Annotated in this window: 16 protein-coding genes; 12 read left to right on the forward strand and 4 right to left on the reverse strand. The window is 72.3% G+C overall.

What is annotated here, in order from left to right; translation table 11 throughout:
- The first annotated feature begins 20 nt into the window (after positions 1 to 20).
- The 12 genes from ACIPYQ_RS30665 (at position 21) to ACIPYQ_RS30720 (ending at position 11,977) form a co-directional block, all read left to right on the forward strand.
- Positions 21 to 569 carry a DUF2617 family protein gene (locus ACIPYQ_RS30665; protein WP_361752291.1) on the forward strand — a complete coding sequence of 183 codons (549 nt, stop codon included), beginning with the start codon at positions 21 to 23 and terminating at the stop codon, positions 567 to 569.
- A 124-nt stretch (positions 570 to 693) separates the two neighbouring features.
- On the forward strand, positions 694 to 2,337 hold the full coding sequence (locus tag ACIPYQ_RS30670; RefSeq protein WP_401257144.1) for a polyamine aminopropyltransferase: 1,644 nt from the start codon (positions 694 to 696) through the stop codon (positions 2,335 to 2,337).
- Between the two features lie 32 nt (positions 2,338 to 2,369).
- On the forward strand, positions 2,370 to 3,200 hold the full coding sequence (locus ACIPYQ_RS30675) for an SRPBCC family protein (RefSeq protein ID WP_401257146.1): 831 nt from the start codon (positions 2,370 to 2,372) through the stop codon (positions 3,198 to 3,200).
- Positions 3,201 to 3,233: 33 nt separating this feature from the next.
- Positions 3,234 to 4,022, forward strand: coding sequence for an aldose 1-epimerase (locus ACIPYQ_RS30680; protein ID WP_401257148.1), 789 nt, complete (start codon positions 3,234 to 3,236; stop codon positions 4,020 to 4,022).
- A 21-nt stretch (positions 4,023 to 4,043) separates the two neighbouring features.
- A complete protein-coding gene (gene pyrE / locus ACIPYQ_RS30685; RefSeq protein ID WP_361752299.1) occupies positions 4,044 to 4,583 on the forward strand; it encodes an orotate phosphoribosyltransferase in 540 nt (179 codons plus the stop codon).
- A 258-nt stretch (positions 4,584 to 4,841) separates the two neighbouring features.
- Complete coding sequence (fbaA, locus tag ACIPYQ_RS30690; protein ID WP_361752301.1) at positions 4,842 to 5,864, forward strand: class II fructose-bisphosphate aldolase; 1,023 nt, start codon at positions 4,842 to 4,844, stop codon at positions 5,862 to 5,864.
- Between the two features lie 219 nt (positions 5,865 to 6,083).
- Positions 6,084 to 6,497, forward strand: coding sequence for a DUF3151 domain-containing protein (locus tag ACIPYQ_RS30695; RefSeq protein WP_361752303.1), 414 nt, complete (start codon positions 6,084 to 6,086; stop codon positions 6,495 to 6,497).
- A 165-nt stretch (positions 6,498 to 6,662) separates the two neighbouring features.
- Positions 6,663 to 7,511 (forward strand): tryptophan 2,3-dioxygenase family protein, encoded by an 849-nt coding sequence (locus tag ACIPYQ_RS30700; RefSeq protein WP_361752305.1) that lies wholly within the window; start codon positions 6,663 to 6,665, stop codon positions 7,509 to 7,511.
- Complete coding sequence (gene kynU, locus ACIPYQ_RS30705) at positions 7,504 to 8,709, forward strand: kynureninase (RefSeq protein ID WP_401257151.1); 1,206 nt, start codon at positions 7,504 to 7,506, stop codon at positions 8,707 to 8,709. The genes ACIPYQ_RS30700 and kynU overlap by 8 nt, the downstream gene beginning before the upstream one ends.
- A gap of 171 nt (positions 8,710 to 8,880) precedes the next feature.
- Positions 8,881 to 9,762: an alpha/beta hydrolase gene (locus ACIPYQ_RS30710; RefSeq protein ID WP_401257153.1), complete on the forward strand. Its 882-nt coding sequence runs from the start codon at positions 8,881 to 8,883 to the stop codon at positions 9,760 to 9,762.
- A gap of 132 nt (positions 9,763 to 9,894) precedes the next feature.
- Complete coding sequence (locus ACIPYQ_RS30715; protein ID WP_361752311.1) at positions 9,895 to 10,185, forward strand: hypothetical protein; 291 nt, start codon at positions 9,895 to 9,897, stop codon at positions 10,183 to 10,185.
- A 187-nt stretch (positions 10,186 to 10,372) separates the two neighbouring features.
- A complete protein-coding gene (locus tag ACIPYQ_RS30720) occupies positions 10,373 to 11,977 on the forward strand; it encodes a PKD domain-containing protein (RefSeq protein WP_401257155.1) in 1,605 nt (534 codons plus the stop codon).
- A 43-nt stretch (positions 11,978 to 12,020) separates the two neighbouring features.
- Here ACIPYQ_RS30720 and ACIPYQ_RS30725 read toward each other — a convergent pair whose 3' ends face one another.
- The 4 genes from ACIPYQ_RS30725 to ACIPYQ_RS30740 all read right to left on the reverse strand — a co-directional run bounded on the left by ACIPYQ_RS30725 (position 12,021) and on the right by ACIPYQ_RS30740 (position 18,594).
- Positions 12,021 to 12,977, reverse strand: a complete 957-nt coding sequence (locus ACIPYQ_RS30725) for an MASE1 domain-containing protein (RefSeq protein ID WP_401257431.1) — start codon at positions 12,975 to 12,977, stop codon at positions 12,021 to 12,023.
- 4 nt (positions 12,978 to 12,981) lie between these two features.
- The gene (locus ACIPYQ_RS30730) at positions 12,982 to 13,830 is read right to left on the reverse strand and encodes a PP2C family protein-serine/threonine phosphatase (RefSeq protein WP_361752315.1); all 849 of its coding nucleotides are present in this window, start codon (positions 13,828 to 13,830) and stop codon (positions 12,982 to 12,984) included.
- 111 nt (positions 13,831 to 13,941) lie between these two features.
- On the reverse strand, positions 13,942 to 14,466 hold the full coding sequence (locus ACIPYQ_RS30735) for a carboxymuconolactone decarboxylase family protein (protein ID WP_401257158.1): 525 nt from the start codon (positions 14,464 to 14,466) through the stop codon (positions 13,942 to 13,944).
- A 156-nt stretch (positions 14,467 to 14,622) separates the two neighbouring features.
- Positions 14,623 to 18,594 (reverse strand): hypothetical protein, encoded by a 3,972-nt coding sequence (locus ACIPYQ_RS30740; RefSeq protein ID WP_401257160.1) that lies wholly within the window; start codon positions 18,592 to 18,594, stop codon positions 14,623 to 14,625.
- Positions 18,595 to 18,634 lie beyond the last annotated feature (40 nt).

Below are 18,634 nucleotides of genomic sequence, written 5' to 3' on the forward strand. Positions count from 1 at the left end.
CGCGTTTGCGGAGCCGACTCATGCTCACGACCCTCCAGACCTCTTACACCGACACGCGTGCCGCCGATCTCGCCTGGGCCCTGGGTCGGGACCGGCTGCCCGCCCTGGCCGTACTGAACCTCGAACTGTCGGGCGCCAAGGTGGAGTTGCGCCTGCTCGGGGCCTCCCATCAGGTTCTTCTGGAGGAGGCCGAGGTGCTCTGCTCGGAGACGGTCGCCTGCATGCCCGGCAGTAGTACGCCGCTGCCGCTCGGCGTGGCCAAGCGGGTGGGTGACTGGGAGTACGAGTTCGCCGCGCGGGTCGAAACCCTCTCCCGCGGGTCCTTCGCGGGGCGGGCGCAGGAGCTGCTCGCACTGGTGGCTGATCACCCGAACGGGCTAGCGGGGACCTTTCCGGGAAGTCCGCACGCCTTCACCGCCCTGCTCGCGCAGCGCTACGAGGGCCAGGTGCGCTGGCGGACCTGGCACGCGTACCCGCAGGAGGGCCAGCTGGTGGCCACCCGGACCCGGGTGGGCGTACGGACGGGGGCCCCGGCCGCCGCGGCGCTGGAATCGCCCGCGCTGCTGTAGCGGCGGGCGGCGCCTCCGGGGCGCGGACGGCCCGTCGCCGTTACGCCAACCGGCTGGATCGATGCGCCACTTGCACCCATGTGGGTGACCGGATGTAGGTGGGTGGTGACGTACGGTTCGCTTCATGATCGACCGTTCCGTCCCGCGCCGGGTACTCCCGGCTCCGGAGCCGCGGGGCGCCGCGACCGTCCCGGCCGCCCTGCCCGTACGGCCCCGGACCGGCCGACTCCTCGTCCTGGCCACCGTGTTCGTCTGCGCCGCCTGCGGGCTCGTGTACGAACTGGAGCTGCTCGCCCTGGGCACCTACCTCATCGGCGACTCCGTCACCCAGGCGTCGGTCGTGCTGTCCGTCATGGTCTTCGCCATGGGCGTCGGCTCCCTGCTCGCCAAGCGCCTGCGCCACCGGCCCGCCTTCGGCTTCGGCGCCATCGAGGCCGGGCTCGCCCTCCTCGGCGGGCTCTCGGCCATGGCGCTCTACGCGAGCTTCGCCTGGCTGGGGGAGTCCCGCCCCGCCCTCGTCGGCTTCTCCTTCGTCATCGGGGTGCTCATCGGCGCGGAGATCCCGCTGCTGATGGTCCTCATCCAGCGCATCCGCAGACAGGACGCGGGCGGGGCCGTCGCCGACCTGTTCGCCGCCGACTACGTGGGCGCCCTCGTCGGCGGCCTCGCCTTCCCGTTCCTGCTGCTCCCGATGCTCGGCCAGCTCACCGGCGCCATGCTCACCGGCACCGTCAACGCGGCCGTCGGCGGCGGGCTGGTCCTGTGGCTGTTCCGCCGCGACCTGAGCCGCCGCTGCCGCTGGCTGCTGATCGCCGCGAACGTGACCGTGCTGGCCGTGCTCGCCTCGGCGACCGTCCTCGCCGACGACTTCGAGCGGGTCGCCCGGCGCGCCGTCTACGGCGGGGAGGTGCGGGTCGCCGTCCGGACCGGAGTGCAGGAACTGGTGCTCACCGGCCCCCCGACCGGCTCCCCGCGCTCCCTCGACCTGTACCTCGACGGGCGGCTGCGGGTCAGCGGCTACGACGAGTACCGCTACCACGAGGCCCTGGTCCACCCCGCGATGACCGGCCCGCACGCCCGCGTCCTGGTCCTCGGCGGCGGCGACGGGCTCGCCGCCCGCGAGGTGCTCCGCTACCGGGACGTAGCCTCCGTCACCGTCGTCGAGCTCGACCCCGGAGTGGTCGGGCTCGCCCGCACCGATCCGATGCTCTCCGCGCTCAACGCCCGGGCGTACGAGGACCCGCGCATGGCCGTCGTGACGCAGGACGCCTTCCGCTGGCTGCGGGGGCCGGCCGCCGCCGACGGGTTCGACGTCATCGTCTCCGACCTGCCGGACCCGGGCATCACCCCCAGCACGAAGCTGTACTCGCAGGAGTTCTACGGGCTGGCCGCGCGGGCCCTGCGCCCCGGGGGCCGGATCGCCGTGCACGCCGGGCCGCTGGCCAGCCGCCCGCGGACGTACTGGACCGTCGACTCCACCCTCCGCGCGGCCGGCCTGCTGACCTCCCCCTACAGCGCGGGCGGCCGCCTCTCCGGCTTCGCCGCCGGACCCGACCGCACCCCCCTCGGCGTCGCCGGCGCACCGCCGCAGGACTGGGGCTTCGTCCTGGCCGCCCGCGAGGGGGTTCCCCCGCTGCGCGTGGACCGCGACACGCCCGCCCTGCGCTCGCTGTCGACCGGCTCGCTGCAGGACTCCGCGCGCGACGCGGAACGCACCCGGGTGCCCGGGCTCCCGCCGTCGACCCTGCCGCACCCGCGGTATTCGTGACCCGGTGCGCTGCCGTCGGTAGGCTCGACCGCATGGAGCATCAGGTGTTCGTCCCGGTACCGGCAGACGATCTCCGCGCCGTGCTGCGCGACCCCGTCCGGGTGGCCCGGTGCGTACCGGGACTCCAGCAGGACGCCGACACCGAGGCGGGGCCGGTCTCCGGCCGGCTGAAGGTCCGCGTCGGCGGGAGCACCGTGACCTACCGGGGAGCCCTGGCCGTCATCGAGCGGGACCCCGGCCACTTCACCTTCGAGGGTGAGGGCACGGAGGTCCGCGGCAGCGGGACGGTGAAGTTCTCCGTGGACCTGCTGCTGACCCCGGCCGAGGACGGGACCCGGCTGGACTTCACCGCCCGGGCCACCGCCGACGGGCGCGCCGCCGCCTTCGCCCCCGAGGCCGCGGCCGCCGCCGTACAGCGGCTGCTCGACCGGGCCGCCGGCCAGCTGAGCATCGGGTCCGCCTTCGGTGACCCCGTGGCCGAGGCCGAGGAGGCGGAGGCGGAGGAGACCGACGACACCGACGGCACCGGCCCCGGGTTCGTCGAGGGCGACGTCACCGAGGTCACCGCCTCCCTCTTCGACACCGAGGTGCCGCCCCCCTCGTTGGATCCGTTCCTGGCCGGTGGTTTCGAGGAGCTCGACGGGGCCCCGCGGCCCCCGGCCGAGGCCGCCCACGCCCGCCGCACCATGATCGGCCGCAGTGCGGAGGAGGTGGACCACGCGCCTCCGCGCGGCCGGTACGCCCCGGTCCCCGCGCCCGCCGCCACCACCGCCGGCGACAGCCTGCGCTGGATCGCCCCGGCCGCCGCCCTCGCGCTGGCCTCGGCGGTCGTCATCGGCCGGGCCCTGCGCCGCCGCCGCTGACCTGCGGCCGCGGCCCGCATTAGGGTCGACCGCATGAGTACGCAACTGAGCGCCGGCGGCGCCGAGGTGACGGTCGACCAGGAGAACGGCTGCCGCATCAGCAGCCTGCGCATCGACGGGACGGAGCTGCTGCGCCAGGGCCCGCGGTACGGGTCGTTCCCGATGGTCCCGTGGTGCGGCCGGATCGAGGACGGCCGGTTCCGCGACGGCGGCACCGTCCACCAGATGCCGGTCAACCACCCGCCGCACGCGCTCCACGGCTTCGGCCGCGACGCCCCCTGGCGCCCCGCCGGAGCCACCGCCACCGAGGCGGCGTTCACCTTCGACCTCGCCGAACCGTGGCCGTACCCGGGCCGGGTGACCCAGGTGTTCACGCTCGCCGAGGACGCGCTGACCCTCACCATGGGCGTCGAGACGTACGGGAACTCCTTCCCGGCCCAGGCCGGCTGGCACCCCTGGTTCCGGCGCGACCTCGGGACCGGCGGCGGGGCGGCGGAGCTCTCCTTCGAGCCCGCCTGGCAGGAGGAGCGCGGCGCCGACCACCTCCCCACCGGCCACCGCATCGACCCGAAGCCCGGCCCCTGGGACGACTGCTTCGGCATGCCGCACGGGGTCGACGTCACCCTCACCTGGCCCGGCGCCCTGGAACTGCGGCTCACCAGCCGGGCCGAATGGGTGGTCGTCTACGACGAGGAGTCCGAGGCGATCTGCGTCGAGCCGCAGTCCGGTCCGCCGAACGGGCTGAACACCCTGCCGCGCCTGGTCACCCCCGTGGACCCGCTGGAGGTCTCCACGACGTGGACGTGGCGGCGGCTGCGCTAGGGCGCAATTAAGCTCAGGGCCATGAGTGACGTACGGGATGCGCTTCTGCAGCAGATCAAGGACAAGGCCGTCGTGCACGGCAAGGTGACCCTCTCCTCCGGCCGGGAGGCCGACTACTACATCGACCTCCGCCGGATCACCCTCGACGGCGAGGCGGCCCCGCTGGTCGGTCAGGTCATGCTCGACCTGACCGCCGAGCTCGACTTCGACTGCGTCGGCGGTCTGACCCTGGGCGCCGACCCGGTCGCCACCTCGATGCTGCACGCCTCCGCCGCGCGCGGCGGGCGCCTCGACGCCTTCGTCGTCCGCAAGGCGCAGAAGGCCCACGGCATGCAGCGCCGCATCGAGGGCACCGACGTGAAGGGCAAGCGCTGCCTGGTCGTCGAGGACACCTCGACCACCGGCGGTTCCCCGCTGACCGCCGTCGAGGCGGTCCGCGAGGCCGGCGGCGAGGTCGTCGCCGTCGCCACGATCGTCGACCGCGGTGCGGCCGACGCCATCGCCGAGGCCGGTCTCCCGTACCTCACCGGCTACCTCCTCGAGGACCTGGGCCTGTCCTAGGTCCGCTCTGCCGGCCCCGTCCGGCCACCGCGAGAACTGGCGACGAAGGTCCTCGGCCGCCCCGCCGGGCGGTCTGACCTGGCAAAACCCGGCGGCCCGGGATGTTCCACGTGAAACATCCCGGGCCGTTCGCCCACCACGTGAGACCGGCAGTCTGGACCCCCGCGCCGAGTCTGGAAAGATAGGCGCGACGATGACGTCGCCCCCAGGTCAGGGCCCGCAAGAAGCACACTCCCCGCACACCCAAGGAGCCGGCAGATGCCCATCGCAACCCCCGAGGTCTACAACGAGATGCTCGACCGGGCGAAGGCAGGCAAGTTCGCCTACCCGGCCATCAACGTGACCTCCTCCCAGACCCTGCACGCTGCCCTGCGCGGCTTCGCGGAGGCCGAGAGCGACGGCATCATCCAGATCTCCACCGGTGGTGCGGAGTTCCTGGGTGGCCAGCACAACAAGGACATGGTCACCGGTGCGGTCGCCCTGGCCGAGTTCGCGCACATCGTCGCCGCCAAGTACGACATCACGGTCGCCCTGCACACGGACCACTGCCCGAAGGACAAGCTGGACGGCTACGTACGTCCGCTGCTCGACATCTCCGCCGAGCGCGTGGCCCGCGGTCAGAACCCGCTCTTCCAGTCGCACATGTGGGACGGCTCCGCCGAGACCCTGGCCGACAACCTGGCCATCGGCCAGGAGCTGCTCGCCAAGGCCGTCGCCGCCAAGATCATCCTTGAGGTCGAGATCACCCCGACCGGCGGCGAGGAGGACGGCGTCAGCCACGAGATCAACGACGAGCTCTACACCACCGTCGACGACGCGATCCGCACCGCCGAGGCCCTCGGCCTGGGCGAGAAGGGCCGCTACCTGCTGGCCGCCTCCTTCGGCAACGTCCACGGCGTCTACAAGCCGGGCAACGTCGTCCTGCGCCCCGAGCTCCTCAAGGACCTCCAGGCCGGTGTCGCCGAGAAGTTCGGCAAGCCCTCGCCGTTCGACTTCGTCTTCCACGGCGGCTCGGGCTCCACGGCCGAGGAGATCGCCACCGCGCTGGAGAACGGCGTCGTGAAGATGAACCTCGACACCGACACCCAGTACGCCTTCACCCGCCCGGTCGTGGACCACATGTTCAGCAACTACGCCGGTGTGCTGAAGGTCGACGGCGAGGTCGGTACGAAGTCCAAGTACGACCCCCGCACCTGGGGCAAGGCCGCCGAGGCCGGCATGGCCGCGCGTGTCGCCGAGGCGTGCGCGAACCTGCGCTCCACCGGTACCAAGCTCAAGTAGCCGGCCGCAGCCGCAGCCGCAGCGGCAGCCGCGGCAGCAGTCGCACAGGAGGGCCCGGCCCCCGTCCCAGGACGGGGGCCGGGCCCTCCGGCTGTGTGAACGGCCTCCGTGTGCGGCCCGCCCCGGAGCACAACGGGCGGGTGCCGGACGGGCCGTCGGGGCGGTGGCGGCGGGGGGACGGCGGGTTTTGCGGATCACCGCACCCGGCAGACTGGGGGCATGTCCATTCACCAGAACCTGCTCGGGGGCCCCGCCCCCACCCACCTGCCCGACGAGCCGGGCCGCGAGGCCATCGCCGCCGGCACCCCCGCCGTAGAGGTGGCCGCCGCGCACCCGACGTCCTCCCTCGCCTGGGCGATCCTCGCCGACGAGGCCTTCGCCGCCGGCAGCACCGTCGAGTCGTACGCCTACGCCCGCACCGGCTACCACCGCGGCCTCGACGCCCTGCGCCGCGCCGGCTGGAAGGGCCACGGCCCGGTGCCGTGGGAGCACGAGCCGAACCGCGGTTTCCTGCGGGCCCTGCACGCCCTGGCCCGCGCGGCCGGGGCGATCGGCGAGAAGGAGGAGTACGAGCGCTGCTCGACCTTCCTGCGCGACTCGTCCCCGACGGCGGCGGACACGCTGAGCGCCTGATCCCGTACAGCGGGGAGTGACACGCACCGAATTGTGTGGTCTGTGTCACTCTCCGCTGGAGCGCCGGCGCGACGGTGTCCTATGCTGCGGGCAGGGGACCGGGGCTCCACTCACCTCACGGAAGGAGCGGACCGCTACCCGGAAGCACGTGTCGAGGAGACAGAAATGTCGAACACCCTTGATGCCTCCGGAGTCGGCGGGTCGGACACCCCGAACCTCGACTTCGACGGCACCACCCCGTACGAGGACTACGTCCAGGCGGACGTTCTCACCCACCTCCAGCACCTCCGCTCGGACGACCCGGGCGAGATGGTCTTCCTGGTCACGACCCAGGTCATGGAGCTGTGGTTCACGGTCATCGTCCACGAGTGGGAAACCGCCGCGAAGGCCCTGCGCGAGGACCGCATCCCGGTCGCGATGGATGCGCTGAAACGTTCCCTCCGCGAACTCGAAGCCCTCAACGCCTCCTGGCGCCCGCTCGCCCAGCTCACCCCGGGACAGTTCAACGCCTACCGCTCCGCGCTCGGCGAGGGTTCCGGTTTCCAGTCCGCGATGTACCGCCGGATGGAGTTCCTGCTCGGCGAGAAGTCCTCCTCCATGCTCGTCCCGCACCGGGGCGCGCCGCGCGTCCACGCGGAGCTGGAGAAGGCCCTCCACGAGCCGAGCCTCTACGACGAGGTCCTGCGCCTCCTCGCCCGCCGCGGCCTCGCGGTCCCGGCCGCCGTCCTCGACCGCGACCTCTCGCTGCGCTACGAGCCCTCGGCCGAGGTAGAGGCCGTCTGGACCGGCCTCTACGCCACTCCGGACGAGCACCTGGACCTGCACCGCCTCGGCGAGGTCCTCACCGACGTCGCCGAGCTCGTCTGGCGCTGGCGCAACGACCACCTGGTCGCCACCCGCCGGGCGATGGGCGCGAAGACGGGCACGGGCGGCTCGGCCGGCGTGACCTGGCTGGAGAAGCGCGCCACGAAGAACGTCTTCCCGGAGCTCTGGACGGCCCGCAGCCATGTCTGAGACCTCCGTCGCCGCCGGCCTGGCGGCCCGTGCGCAAGCCCTGGACACCGCCGACGAGCTGGCCAAGCTCCGCGGCCGCTTCACCCTCCCCGAGGGGGTCGTCTACCTGGACGGCAACTCCCTCGGTGCGCTCCCGGCCGGCGTCGCGGGCACCACCGCCGACGTCGTCTCCCGGCAGTGGGGCGAGCTCCTCATCCGTTCCTGGGAGGAGAGCGGCTGGTGGACCGCCCCCGAGCGGATCGGCGACAAGCTCGCCCCCCTCGTCGGCGCGGCCCCCGGCCAGGTCGTCGTGGGCGACTCCACCAGCGTCAACCTCTTCAAGGCCTTGGTCGGCGCCGCACGCCTCGCGGCCCCCGGCCGGACCCGGATGCTGGTCGACGCGGCCACCTTCCCGACCGACGGCTACATAGCCGAGTCGGCGGCCCGGATGACGGGCCTGACCGTCACCCCGGTGGACCCCTCGCACGCGGCGGAGGCGATGGACGCGGACACCGCCGTGGTCCTCCTCAACCACGTCGACTACCGCACCGGGCGGCTCCACGACCTGCCGGCCCTCACCACGGCGGCCCGCGCCGCCGGGGCGATCACGGTCTGGGACCTGTGCCACTCGGCCGGGGCCCTTCCGGTCGGCCTGGACGAGCACGGCGTCGACCTCGCGGTCGGCTGCACGTACAAGTACCTCAACGGCGGCCCGGGCTCGCCCGCGTACCTGTACATCGCCGCGCGCCACCAGGCCGGCTTCGACTCCCCGCTCCCCGGCTGGAACGGCCACGCGGATCCCTTCGCGATGACCCCGGCCTTCGAGGCGGCCCCGGGCGCGACCCGCGGCCGCGTCGGCACCCCGGACATCCTGTCCATGCTGGCGCTGGAGTCGGCGCTCGACGCCTGGGAGGGCGTCCCGGTCGAGGCCGTACGGGCCAAGTCGCTCGCCCTGACCGACTTCTTCCTCGAATGCGTGGCGGCGTACGTCCCGCAGGGCCGGGTCGAGTCGGTCACCCCGGACGAGCACGAGCACCGCGGCAGCCAGATCTCGCTGCGCACCGAGAACGCCCGCGAGGTCATGCGGGAACTCATCTCCCGGGGCGTCATCGGCGACTTCCGCGCACCCGACGTCCTGCGCTTCGGCTTCACCCCGCTCTACGTCGGTTTCGCCGACGCCGAGCGTGCCGCGCGCACACTGGGTCACATTTTCGGGTGACTCGCTAGCGAAACGTCACATCACCGGGCGGGCGGGGCTACGGCTCCGTCCGCCCGGTCTCATTCCGGACCCCGCACGGAAGCTCCCGTTCCAGACTGATACGGTCCCGCTCTGCCGGAACACCGGAACATCTGTCCCCGCTGTCCCACGCGTTACCGAGAGGTTGAGCCGATGACGGACCCCGCCGCCGTGGAACGGGACGCCGCCGAGGCCGCCTCGGCCTTCTCCCATCCGGCCGTGGCGCCGGACGCGACCGCCGCGTACGGGGAACACCCCGACCACGTCGTCGACTTCTACGCCCCGCGCGCCGAGACCCCGGGCGGACCGGTCCCGTTGGTGGTCGTCCTGCACGGCGGCGCGTGGCGGGCCCCGTACGACAGGCAGCACATCACCCCGTTCGCGGACTTCCTGGCCCGGCGGGGTTTCGCCGTCGCGAACGTCGAGTACCGGCGCGGGAGTTCCCTCCCGCACCAGAACGCCGACGCGCCGGTCGCGGGCCGCTGGCCGGAGACCTTCGACGACGTCGCCGCCGCGATGGACGCCCTCCCGGGGCTGGCCGCCGCGGCGCTCCCGCAGGCCGACCCCCGCCGCGTGGTCGTCACCGGCCACTCGGCGGGCGGACACCTCGCACTGTGGGCCGCGGCCCGGCACGTGCTCCCGCACGGCTCCCCGTGGCGGCTGCCCTCCCCGCCGATGCTGCGCGGCGTGGTGGCGCTGGCCCCCATCGCGGACTTCGCGGTGGCGGAGGAGCTGGGCGTGTGCGGCGGCGCGAGCGCGCAGCTGCTGGGCGGCGAGGAGCACTTCGCGGACCGCCTCCCGTACGCGGACCCGGCGGCCCTGCTGCCGACGGGGATCGCCACGGCGGTGGTGCAGGGACGGGACGACATCGTGGTCCCGCAGCAGGTGGCCGAGGCGTACGTGGCGGCGGCGGCGAAGGCGGGCGAGATGGTCGGGCTGACGCTCCTCGACGGGGTCGGCCACTTCCCGCTGATCGACCCGGCGGCGGACGCCTGCGCGGTGGTGTCGGAGGAGATCGCACAACTGGCCTGGTAGCGGCCGCGGTTCCGGCGGGGACCGGGGCGGGGCGGCCGTCCCGGCCGCTGCGGCGGTGTGCGAGGATCCGCGCACGGGCACGAGCCCCCGTGGATCCCGGGGTCTCATCGAGCGGTCGGCGGGAGAGCGGACATGGGCAGCGACACCCTGCGGTGGGGGTTGCTCGTCGAGCAGCACATAGGCACCGGCGAGGGCCGGGAGTGGTCCATCAAGGTCCTGGGGCACGTCGACGGGACGCGCGAGGAGGCGGTGGCCGCACTGCGGGAACACGCCGAACACCACAAGCCCCAGCATCCGTACAAGTCGAAGCGACGGGTCCTGTACCGGGACGGCGATTCCTTCCTGCTCGTCCTGGACGGGCGCTGGCAGACCTTCCACTGCCGGTTCACGGTGGCGGAGCAGCTCCACGACAGCGCGGGCTGACACCGGCGTCAGAATTCCGCCAACTCCCCCTCCCCGCGGGGATATCGGCTGATCGCGCGACGAAGATCTATGTACTGTGGCCCCGACAGTTCCTGAGCATGTTCAAAAAATGGGGGGAACGGTGCGCAGTCGCCGTCTCGTAATTTCCGTTGCCGTCATAGCGGCCACGGTCGGTCTCGTCCCGGGGATGGCCCACGCGGCCGATCCGGTGGCTCCCGTCGCTCCGGCCGCGCAGGGTGTGACCGCTCCCGCCGTGGACCTGGGGAAGGCCGCGGCGCCGAACTTCAAGACCTTCAAGAGCCCCGCCGAGCGCTCCGTCCGCAAGGGCCTGCCCGGCGGGAAGGCCGGGGCCAGTGCCTCGCAGGCCGCCGGCAACCCGGACCTGGCCCTCGTGCTGAACGCGGCGAGCACCTCCGCGCACGCGCTGGACCTGGAGACCACCGTCATCAGCGCGGACTCCACGCTGAAGGTCACCGTCGACTGGGGCGACGGGAACACCGACGGAATGGACGCCTACGGCTCGACCGTCCTCAAGAGCAGCCACACGTACGCCGAGCTCGGCGAGTACACGGTCAAGGTCACCGTGACGGACCCGGCGAACCAGGCCGAGGTCGTCAACGAGTTCCAGGCCATGACCGCGGGCTCGGACTTCGTCCCGTACGCCCCCACCCGCCTCCTGGACACCCGCGACGGGACCGGCGCGGTCAAGGGCAAGGTCGCCCCGTACAGCTCCACGCGCGTGAAGGTCGGCGGCAACGGGGCGATCCCGGCCGGGATCACCGCCGTGGTCCTCAACCTGACCGTCACCAACACCACCAGCGCCGGCCACATCACGGCCTTCGCCGAGGAGTCCGAGCGTCCGACCACGTCGAACGTCAACTTCGAGGCGGGGCAGACCGTCCCGAACCTGGTGATCGTGCCGGTCAAGAACGGCTACGTGGAGCTGGCCAACCGCGGCTCCGAGTCGGTCGACCTGATCGCGGACGTGACCGGCTACTTCACCCGGACCCGGGCGAGCGGCTACACGCCGATGACCCCGGCCCGTTTCGTCGACACCCGTGAGGGACTCGGCGCGAACCGGGGCCAGCTCGGCGGCCGCAAGACGTTCTCCACCCAGATCGGCGGCCTGCGCGGCGTGCCCGAGGGCATCACCGCCGTGGCGCTGAACGTGACGGTCACCAACCCGAAGGAGGCCGGCCACCTGTCGGTCTTCCCCGGCGGCGCCACCCCGACCGCGTCGAACATGAACTTCACCCCCGGTCAGACGATCGCCAACTCGGTGATCGTGCCCGTCGGCGCGGACGGCAGGATCAGCGTCTTCAACGGCGCCTGGGCGGGCACCGACGTGATCGTCGACGTCGTCGGCTACTACAGCACCGACAGCAAGGCGTCCTACATGCCGCTCAAGCCGGGCCGCATCATCGACACCCGTGACCCCGCCTGGCCCTACGGCCCGCTGCGCGCCCGGAACTACATCTACACCTACAACGGGAAGTCGCCCGGCGATGTGGGCGTCGACGGGTACGTGCTGAACACCACCGTGACCAACACGAGAGGCACCGGCTTCCTGTCGGTCGCACCGGACCCGAACACGATCCAGCAGTACAAGGACCAGACCGCGGTCTTCCCGGAGCGTCCCAGCGCCTCGACCCTGAACTGGACGGCCGGCAAGACCGTCCCGAACCTGGTCCAGGCGAGCTCCGGCAAGAACGGCGTCGTCGACTACTGGAACCAGGGCTGGGAGGACGTCGACCTCGTCGTCGACATCTTCGGTTACTACGAGTCCAAGTGATCCACCGCTGAGCGCCCGGGGACGATCCGCCGTCCCCGGGCGCTCAGCGTTCCGGTTTGCCCCGGGCGAGGTGCTCCACCAGTTCGGCCAGGTCCTCGCAGACCTGTTCGATCTTGATGCGGACGTTGTTCTGCTCGGTGACCATCGCCGACAGCAGCAGCCCGGTCAGGGCCGCCGCCCCGTTGAGGGCCTGCAGGTTGATCATGGTCCCCAGGAGGGTCTGCCCGTCGAACGGTCCGGTCCGGTCGCTCGCCGCCGAGATCGACAGGACGGACACGAACAGGATGCACGGGGCGCTCCCGGCGAGCTGGAAGCGTACGGCCGCCCAGATGATCAGCGGGAAGACCAGGAACAGCAGGGACAGGGAGCTCTGGGTGGCCACGACGGTGACGACGACGGACGTGAGCACCAGGGCCGTCACCTCGGGCACCCGGTAGCCGCCCTCCCCGGGGCGGCGGATCCGGCGCAGGACCAGCAGGACGGGCGTCACCACGAGCACGCCCATCGCGTCCCCGGCCCACCACGCCGACCACACCGGCCAGAACCGGTCCGCGGGCAGGTCGCCGCTGAGCACCAGCGTCCAGGTCCCGACGGTCGCGCTGATCAGCATCGGCAGCAGACCGCCCAGGAAGACCAGCGCCAGGGCGTCCCGCAGCCGGTCGATCTCGCTGCGGAAGCCCGCCTTGCGGAGCATCAGGTACGCGCACACGGGCGCGAGGGTGTTCCCGGCGACGATGCCGAGGCCGGAGAGGTTGAAGTCGCTGATCCGCTCGATGGCGAGGTACGTGCCGAGGGCGATCCCGGGCCAGGTCCGCAGCCCCAGCCAGAGCAGGGCGGCGAGGGCGATGCCGGTGGGCGGCCACAGGGGAGTGACCTCGGCGCCGTTGACGACCACGGACTGGTGCAGGCCGATCCGTCCGCCCGCGTAGTACGCGACGGCGACGGCGAGGATCAGCAGGACAGCTGCGGGCAGACGTCGCCATTCCTCGGTGCGCACCACAGCATCAGACAACAGCCCCGCGTCCGGGCGGGGCGTGACGCGCCGCGTCGTGGGTGAGGACGAGCACTGCGGCGTCATCGGCGTGGCCGGTGGAGTCGGCCACCTTCATCACCTCGGCGGCCAGTTCGTCGGGATCGGTGCCCGCCGCCTCCCTGACGACGCGGGCGACGCGCTCCAGACCCACCTCGATCGGGAACCTGGGGCCCTCGACCACCCCGTCGGTGAGCAGGACGATCGATCCGGCCGTCGTCAGCCGGCGCCGGGTCACGCCGTACCCCGATCCGGTCTGCAGGTTCAGCGGCAGCCCACCGTCGTCCTCGGTGATGCCGTACCGGCCGTCGACGGTCGCCCAGATCGAGGGCACGTGGCCGGCCCGGGCGCTCTCCAGCTCCCACGTCTGCGGATCGAAGCGGAGCAGGCTGCAGGTCGCGAAGAGATCGCGGTCCATGGAGAGCAGCACCTCGTTGGCCCGGCCGAGCACCTCGCCCGGATCGGCGACGACGGCCGAGATGGCGCGCAGGCAGATCCGGATCTGCCCCATGAAGGCGGCCGCGTCCACATCGTGGCCCTGGACGTCGCCGATGCAGAAGGCAAGGGCGCCCTCGGGCAGCTGGAAGCCGTCGTACCAGTCGCCGCCGATGTCCAGGCCGTGCCGGGCGGGCGCGTACCGGGCCGCGGCGCGCAGCCCCGGCATCACGGGCAGGGAGGTGGGCAGCATCTCGCGCTGCAGCGCCTCGGCCAGCTCGACCCGGGCCTGCTGCAGCTCGACCCCTTGCCGCGCCTGGGCGGTGAGCCGTCCGAGCATGCTGAGCAGGTCCTCGCTCGCCACGCGCGGGGGGCGGCGCGGGCTCATGGAACGCTCCGAGGTGCATCCATCCGTCCCTGCTTCCGCTCCGCTCACGAGCCCGTGCACATCATATTTCCGGGCACCCGGAACGCGCCCCCCGAGACGGGTCCCGGAGCTTCAGTCCCACTGCTCGTCGGCCAGCGAGGCGACCGGCTGGGGCTTGCCGATGACGGCCAGGGCGATGAAGAAGTTGATCTGGCCGATCGCGATGGTGAGGGTGGCCAGCGCCTTCTCGTCGTAGTGCTTCGCCACCTCGGCGTACAGCTCGTCCGAGACGCGCTCCCGGCCGTGCGGGGCGGGCTGGAGGGTGGCCTCCACCAGGGCGAGGGCGGCGCGCTCGGCCCCGGTGAAGTACGGGGCGTCCTGCCAGGAGGAGACGGCGGTGATGCGCTCCTCGGACTCCCCGGCCTTGCGCAGGAAACCGGTGTTCAGGATGGTCAGGTAGGTGTTGTGGACGATCTGCCCGGCGCGCAGGTGGACGAGGCTCATCGTGGTGCGCGGCACCGAGCGGTTGCCCGTGGCCCGGAAGAGGGCGGCGCTGATGTCGTTCAGCTCGGGCACGAACTCGGCCGGGTTCGCCATCCGCGAGATCGAGGCGGCGGTGGCGGTGGCGGTGGCGGTGGTGTTCGAGGTGTTCGTCATGGCTGCTCTCCTTCAGGCTGCGCCGGTGTCTGCACAGCACTGACGGACGGGCCCGCGCGGATGTGACCGGATGCGGAAAGATTCTTTTCCCGAAAACGCGGAGGGCCCCGCCCGGTCTCCCGACCGGACAGGACCCTCGCTCGCACCACCGGGACGTCAGGACGTGAAGTAGCCGTTCAGATCGGCGATCACATCGACGGAGCCCGAGTTGTTGAAGAACGTCACCCGTCCGTCCACGACCGGGACGACCACCAGGTTGGCGACGGTCTGCCCGGGGGTGTAGTTCAGGTTCGACACGTTGGGACGCGCGACCCCGTGGGGGTGGACGATCAGGTGGCTGGCCCCGGTCGGGTTGGTGACCGTGACGTTCAGGACGACGGCGGTCACCCCCTGCGCGGGCACGCCCGCGACCCCGGCCACCTGGAGGTTCACCAGGCCGCCCGGACCCACGGCGCCCGCGGGGGCACCGGTGCCGTCACGGGTGTCGAGCAGCCGGACCGGACCCGCCGCGGAGAAGGTCGAACCGGTGGCCGCGTAGTAGCCGGTGACGTCGGCGATGAGGTCCACCGATCCGGCGTTGTTGCGCAGGTCGACCTTGCCGTTGACGACCGGGACGGTCACCAGGTTGGGGACGATCTGCCCGGCCGTGAAGTTGAGGTTCGACACGTCCGGCGCCGCCTGCCCGTTGGGGTAGACGGTGACGTGCCCGGCCTGGGTCGGGTACACGGCGGTCACGTTCATGACGACCGCGGTCACCCCGGTGGCCGGGATCCCCTTGACGCCCGCGACCTGGACGGTGACGACCCCGCCCGGTCCGACCTGCTTCTTCGGCGCGCCGGTGCCGTCCCGCGTGTCCAGGAACCGCGACGGCGTGATCGAGTTCAGCGCGGAGCCGGCCCCGGCCTTGTCGGTGTAGTAGCCGGTGACGTCGGCGATGAGGTCCACCGATCCGGCGTTGTTGCGCAGGTCGACCTTGCCGTTGACGACCGGCACGGTCACCAGGTTGGGGACGATCTGCCCGGGCGCGAAGTTGAGGTTCGACACCTTGGGCGTGGCCTGCCCGTTCGGGTAGACCATCACGTGCCCGGCCTCGGTCGGGTACACGGCGGTCACGTTCATGACCACGGCCGTGACACCCGTCGCCGGAATGCCCTTCACACCGGCGACCTGGAGGGTGACGACCCCACCGGGACCGACGCGCTCCTTCTTCGCACCGGTGCCGTCCCGCGTGTCCAGGAACCGCGACGGCCCGTGCGGCACGAACCGGCTGCCCTTCTGGACGGGTGCGGGGGCCGTGACCGTGTAGGCCTTGGGCAGGTAGCCCGGGGACGGGACCCCGCCGGTGTACGCGGCGCCGTCGAGCAGCAGGTCGTACTGCCCGGGCTCCAGCCCGTTCGTATCGACGGTGACGTGCAGCTGCTTTCCGTCGGTGTTCGCCGTGATCGGCTCCAGCACCCGGTCCGGCGAGCCGCTGCGGATCAGCTTGAGCTTGGTGCCGAAGGTGAGACCGGTCCCGCTGACGACGGCGTCGGTACGCGTACCGACCTGGCTCGTCGACGGGCTGATGCCGGTCGGGTTCGGCGCCGGCGGCTCGACGCAGCCCTCCTGGCACTCTCCCCGCAGGGAGAAGTCGACGGGGGTGCGGGCCCGCTTGGGACTCAGCAACAGGACCGCCTGGCCGGGCGCCGCGCCGGCGCTCGTCATGCAGCTGAAGGCGAACCGATCACGGTCGGCCGTGCAGCCGTACCCGGCGGTCTGGGAGGTCCATTCCGGCCCGTTCATCAGGTCCAGGCCCGGCTTGTCGAACTCCGTGGTGCTGGTGGTGCCGGAGACGGCGATGGTCTGGCCGGGCCTCATGTCGATCACGGCGCAGTAGGCGGTGGAGGCTTCGGAGAGGGTCCCGGTCCGCGCGGGGAAATCGTTGACCCCCACACGGTTGGCGGTGCATTCCGGGGCCCAGCCCGATGCCGTGCCCACGCGCCAGGTGTCCAGCTTCGCGGCCACCGGGATGCTGCCGGACTTGTCCGGGCCGATGACCGCCAGGTACGAGGTCGAGCCGGCGACACGGCAGGAGCCGGTCTCCGTGCACACGGCGCGGCCGTCGCCGTCGACGACGGTCAGCGGGGCGCTGTCGGCGTACGGGACGTTCGGTGTCCGTGACGCGATCCAGAACTTGTCCGTGGCGGCGCCCTTCACCCGCACGCAGCGGGTGTCCAGGGGCGACGTCAGGTCGTAGGCGAGGGAAGGTCCGCCCGTCTTCGTCGAGGGCGCGTCCGTGCACTGCGCGGACGCGGACACGTCGCGCCGGACCAGCCGGTACGTCTCCGTTCCGCCCCAGGCGACGGCCCAGCTCTGGAGCAGGACCGTGTACGGCACACCGGAGGCGAGGGAGCACACGTTGGTCCTGGTGGAGGACGTGGTCTCACACCGGACGTTGCCCGCCGCGTCGACCACCTTGACGGTCGCCGTCACGTCCTTACGGGTGTCGGAGACGTGGTCCAGCAGCTCCGCGGTGGAGTGGGCGTTGCCCGGCACGCTCAGGCATGCCTGCGTCCGGTTGAAGGCCACCGCCACCTCGGCACCCCAGGTGCCGTTGCCGAACGTGGACTGCGGCCACGGCGTGCAGCCCTCGGCCTCGCCGGTCCGGTGGAACACCAGTCCGAAGGTCGTGGTGGGCGAACTCCTGAGCACCGCACGGAAGGGGGCGGTGCCGGTCAGCTTGCAGATGGCACCGTCGCCGCACTGCTGCAGGGTGCCGGACGCGTCGTAGATCTTGTGCGCGGTGTAGCCGCCTCCGGCCGGCGGCCGGTTCAGCACGTAGATGCCCTTGCCGCTGGCGGTGGGCAGGGTCAGACAGAGCACCTGCCCGGGACCTGCGAAGGTGCCGGTGGCCGGACCGGCCACCAGACCGTTGTCGTGGGTAGGGGTGCAGCCCCTGGTCTCCCTGGCGGAGTGGAAGGCGATGCCGAAGGCCTCGAAGCCGTCGCTCTGGGGGTTGGCCGACCAGGTGTAGTCACCCGGGGCCAGGTTGCAGACGCCGTTGTCGCAGCCGGGCACGACCTCACCGGACTCGGTCAGGAGCGGCGACGGGAGCGGGTGGACGCCGGAGGCGACGACATCGGCGTAGGTGTATTCGGCTGCCTGCGTGACCCGCAGGATGCGGCAGTGCTCCGTCGGGGTCAGATCCGGGAGGCTCCCGAAGGCCTGGGGCTCGACGATCGCGCAGCCCTCCGGCTTGGAGAGCCGGGCCACGGAGTAGTCGTAGCCGTCGACGGCCTTCCCCGAGGGCTGCAGTGCCGAGATCCGGAACGGTGCGGTGCCCGTGAGCCTGCAGTCCAGGGCGTACGCCCCGCGGCCCTTGGACGTGCAGACCTCTTTGCCCGAGGCGTCGTACACGCCGTGCAGGACCTCGGACCGGGAGCTGAACGCGCGCAGGGCGTCACCGGCGGCCAGGTCCAGGGTGTAGCAGTCGCCCGCCGAGCCGGCCGGCAGCGAGCCGTGCAGCTTGTTCGGCGCGCCGAGCCTGCGGTCGGTGGCGCCGACGGCCTTGCACGCGGTGGAGGAGAGGAGTGGGGCGTACGACACGGAGGTGCCGTTCGCCGTGCTGCTCTTGTCCGTGACCTGCAGCGTGTACGTCCCGGCCTGAGCGGTGGGGCACCGCAGTGCCGTGTACGCGGGGCTGTGGACGCTCTCGCAGGTGACGGCGGCGCCGCCGGGCGCGATCAGCTTGGTCGTGGCCCACTGGGTCGTGACGACCTGGAGCAGGACGAGGTCCTTCTGCTGCGGCAGGGCGAGCGAGAAGGACGCCGTCTGGGACGGGTCGACCGTGCAGGTGACGACCGTGTGCGGCGCGAGGGCCGCCGGGCACGGCTCGGAGAGGTCGCTCTTCTGGAGCGTGCGTACGGCCGCCTGGTGGTCGGCCGTGGGATCCGGCTCCGGCGTGGCCTGCGGGCCCGCGGCCTTCGGCTGGGCCGTGGTCGTGGCGGGCGGCGCCGTGGCCGCCGCGGCGGTGACGCTCTGGCCCGCGAGTGAGGCCAGCAGTGCGAGCAGCAGGGTGCCCGAGGCGGCGATCGCGCCGCCCCGCCCCCGTCTGCTCCGTTCTCTTCTGCCGATCGGCAGCAAACTCATGAACCCCCCAGTTCGGATGGGCCCGACTCCCGTGACCTGC

This window comes from Streptomyces sp. NPDC090045, assembly GCF_044747975.1.
In the GTDB taxonomy this organism is placed as follows: Bacteria; Actinomycetota; Actinomycetes; order Streptomycetales; family Streptomycetaceae; genus Streptomyces.

Bases quoted from the DNA above. Each gene is read 5' to 3' on its own strand.
- ACIPYQ_RS30740 (WP_401257160.1), bottom strand. From the start codon at position 18,594: ATGAGTTTGCTGCCGATCGGCAGAAGAGAACGGAGCAGACGGGGGCGG.
- ACIPYQ_RS30675 (WP_401257146.1), top strand. From the start codon at position 2,370: ATGGAGCATCAGGTGTTCGTCCCGGTACCGGCAGACGATCTCCGCGCC.
- ACIPYQ_RS30730 (WP_361752315.1), bottom strand. From the start codon at position 13,830: ATGAGCCCGCGCCGCCCCCCGCGCGTGGCGAGCGAGGACCTGCTCAGC.
- ACIPYQ_RS30680 (WP_401257148.1), top strand. From the start codon at position 3,234: ATGAGTACGCAACTGAGCGCCGGCGGCGCCGAGGTGACGGTCGACCAG.
- ACIPYQ_RS30695 (WP_361752303.1), top strand. From the start codon at position 6,084: ATGTCCATTCACCAGAACCTGCTCGGGGGCCCCGCCCCCACCCACCTG.
- ACIPYQ_RS30670 (WP_401257144.1), top strand. From the start codon at position 694: ATGATCGACCGTTCCGTCCCGCGCCGGGTACTCCCGGCTCCGGAGCCG.
- pyrE (WP_361752299.1), top strand. From the start codon at position 4,044: ATGAGTGACGTACGGGATGCGCTTCTGCAGCAGATCAAGGACAAGGCC.
- fbaA (WP_361752301.1), top strand. From the start codon at position 4,842: ATGCCCATCGCAACCCCCGAGGTCTACAACGAGATGCTCGACCGGGCG.
- ACIPYQ_RS30700 (WP_361752305.1), top strand. From the start codon at position 6,663: ATGTCGAACACCCTTGATGCCTCCGGAGTCGGCGGGTCGGACACCCCG.
- kynU (WP_401257151.1), top strand. From the start codon at position 7,504: ATGTCTGAGACCTCCGTCGCCGCCGGCCTGGCGGCCCGTGCGCAAGCC.
- ACIPYQ_RS30735 (WP_401257158.1), bottom strand. From the start codon at position 14,466: ATGACGAACACCTCGAACACCACCGCCACCGCCACCGCCACCGCCGCC.
- ACIPYQ_RS30665 (WP_361752291.1), top strand. From the start codon at position 21: ATGCTCACGACCCTCCAGACCTCTTACACCGACACGCGTGCCGCCGAT.
- ACIPYQ_RS30715 (WP_361752311.1), top strand. From the start codon at position 9,895: ATGGGCAGCGACACCCTGCGGTGGGGGTTGCTCGTCGAGCAGCACATA.
- ACIPYQ_RS30720 (WP_401257155.1), top strand. From the start codon at position 10,373: ATGGCCCACGCGGCCGATCCGGTGGCTCCCGTCGCTCCGGCCGCGCAG.
- ACIPYQ_RS30710 (WP_401257153.1), top strand. From the start codon at position 8,881: ATGACGGACCCCGCCGCCGTGGAACGGGACGCCGCCGAGGCCGCCTCG.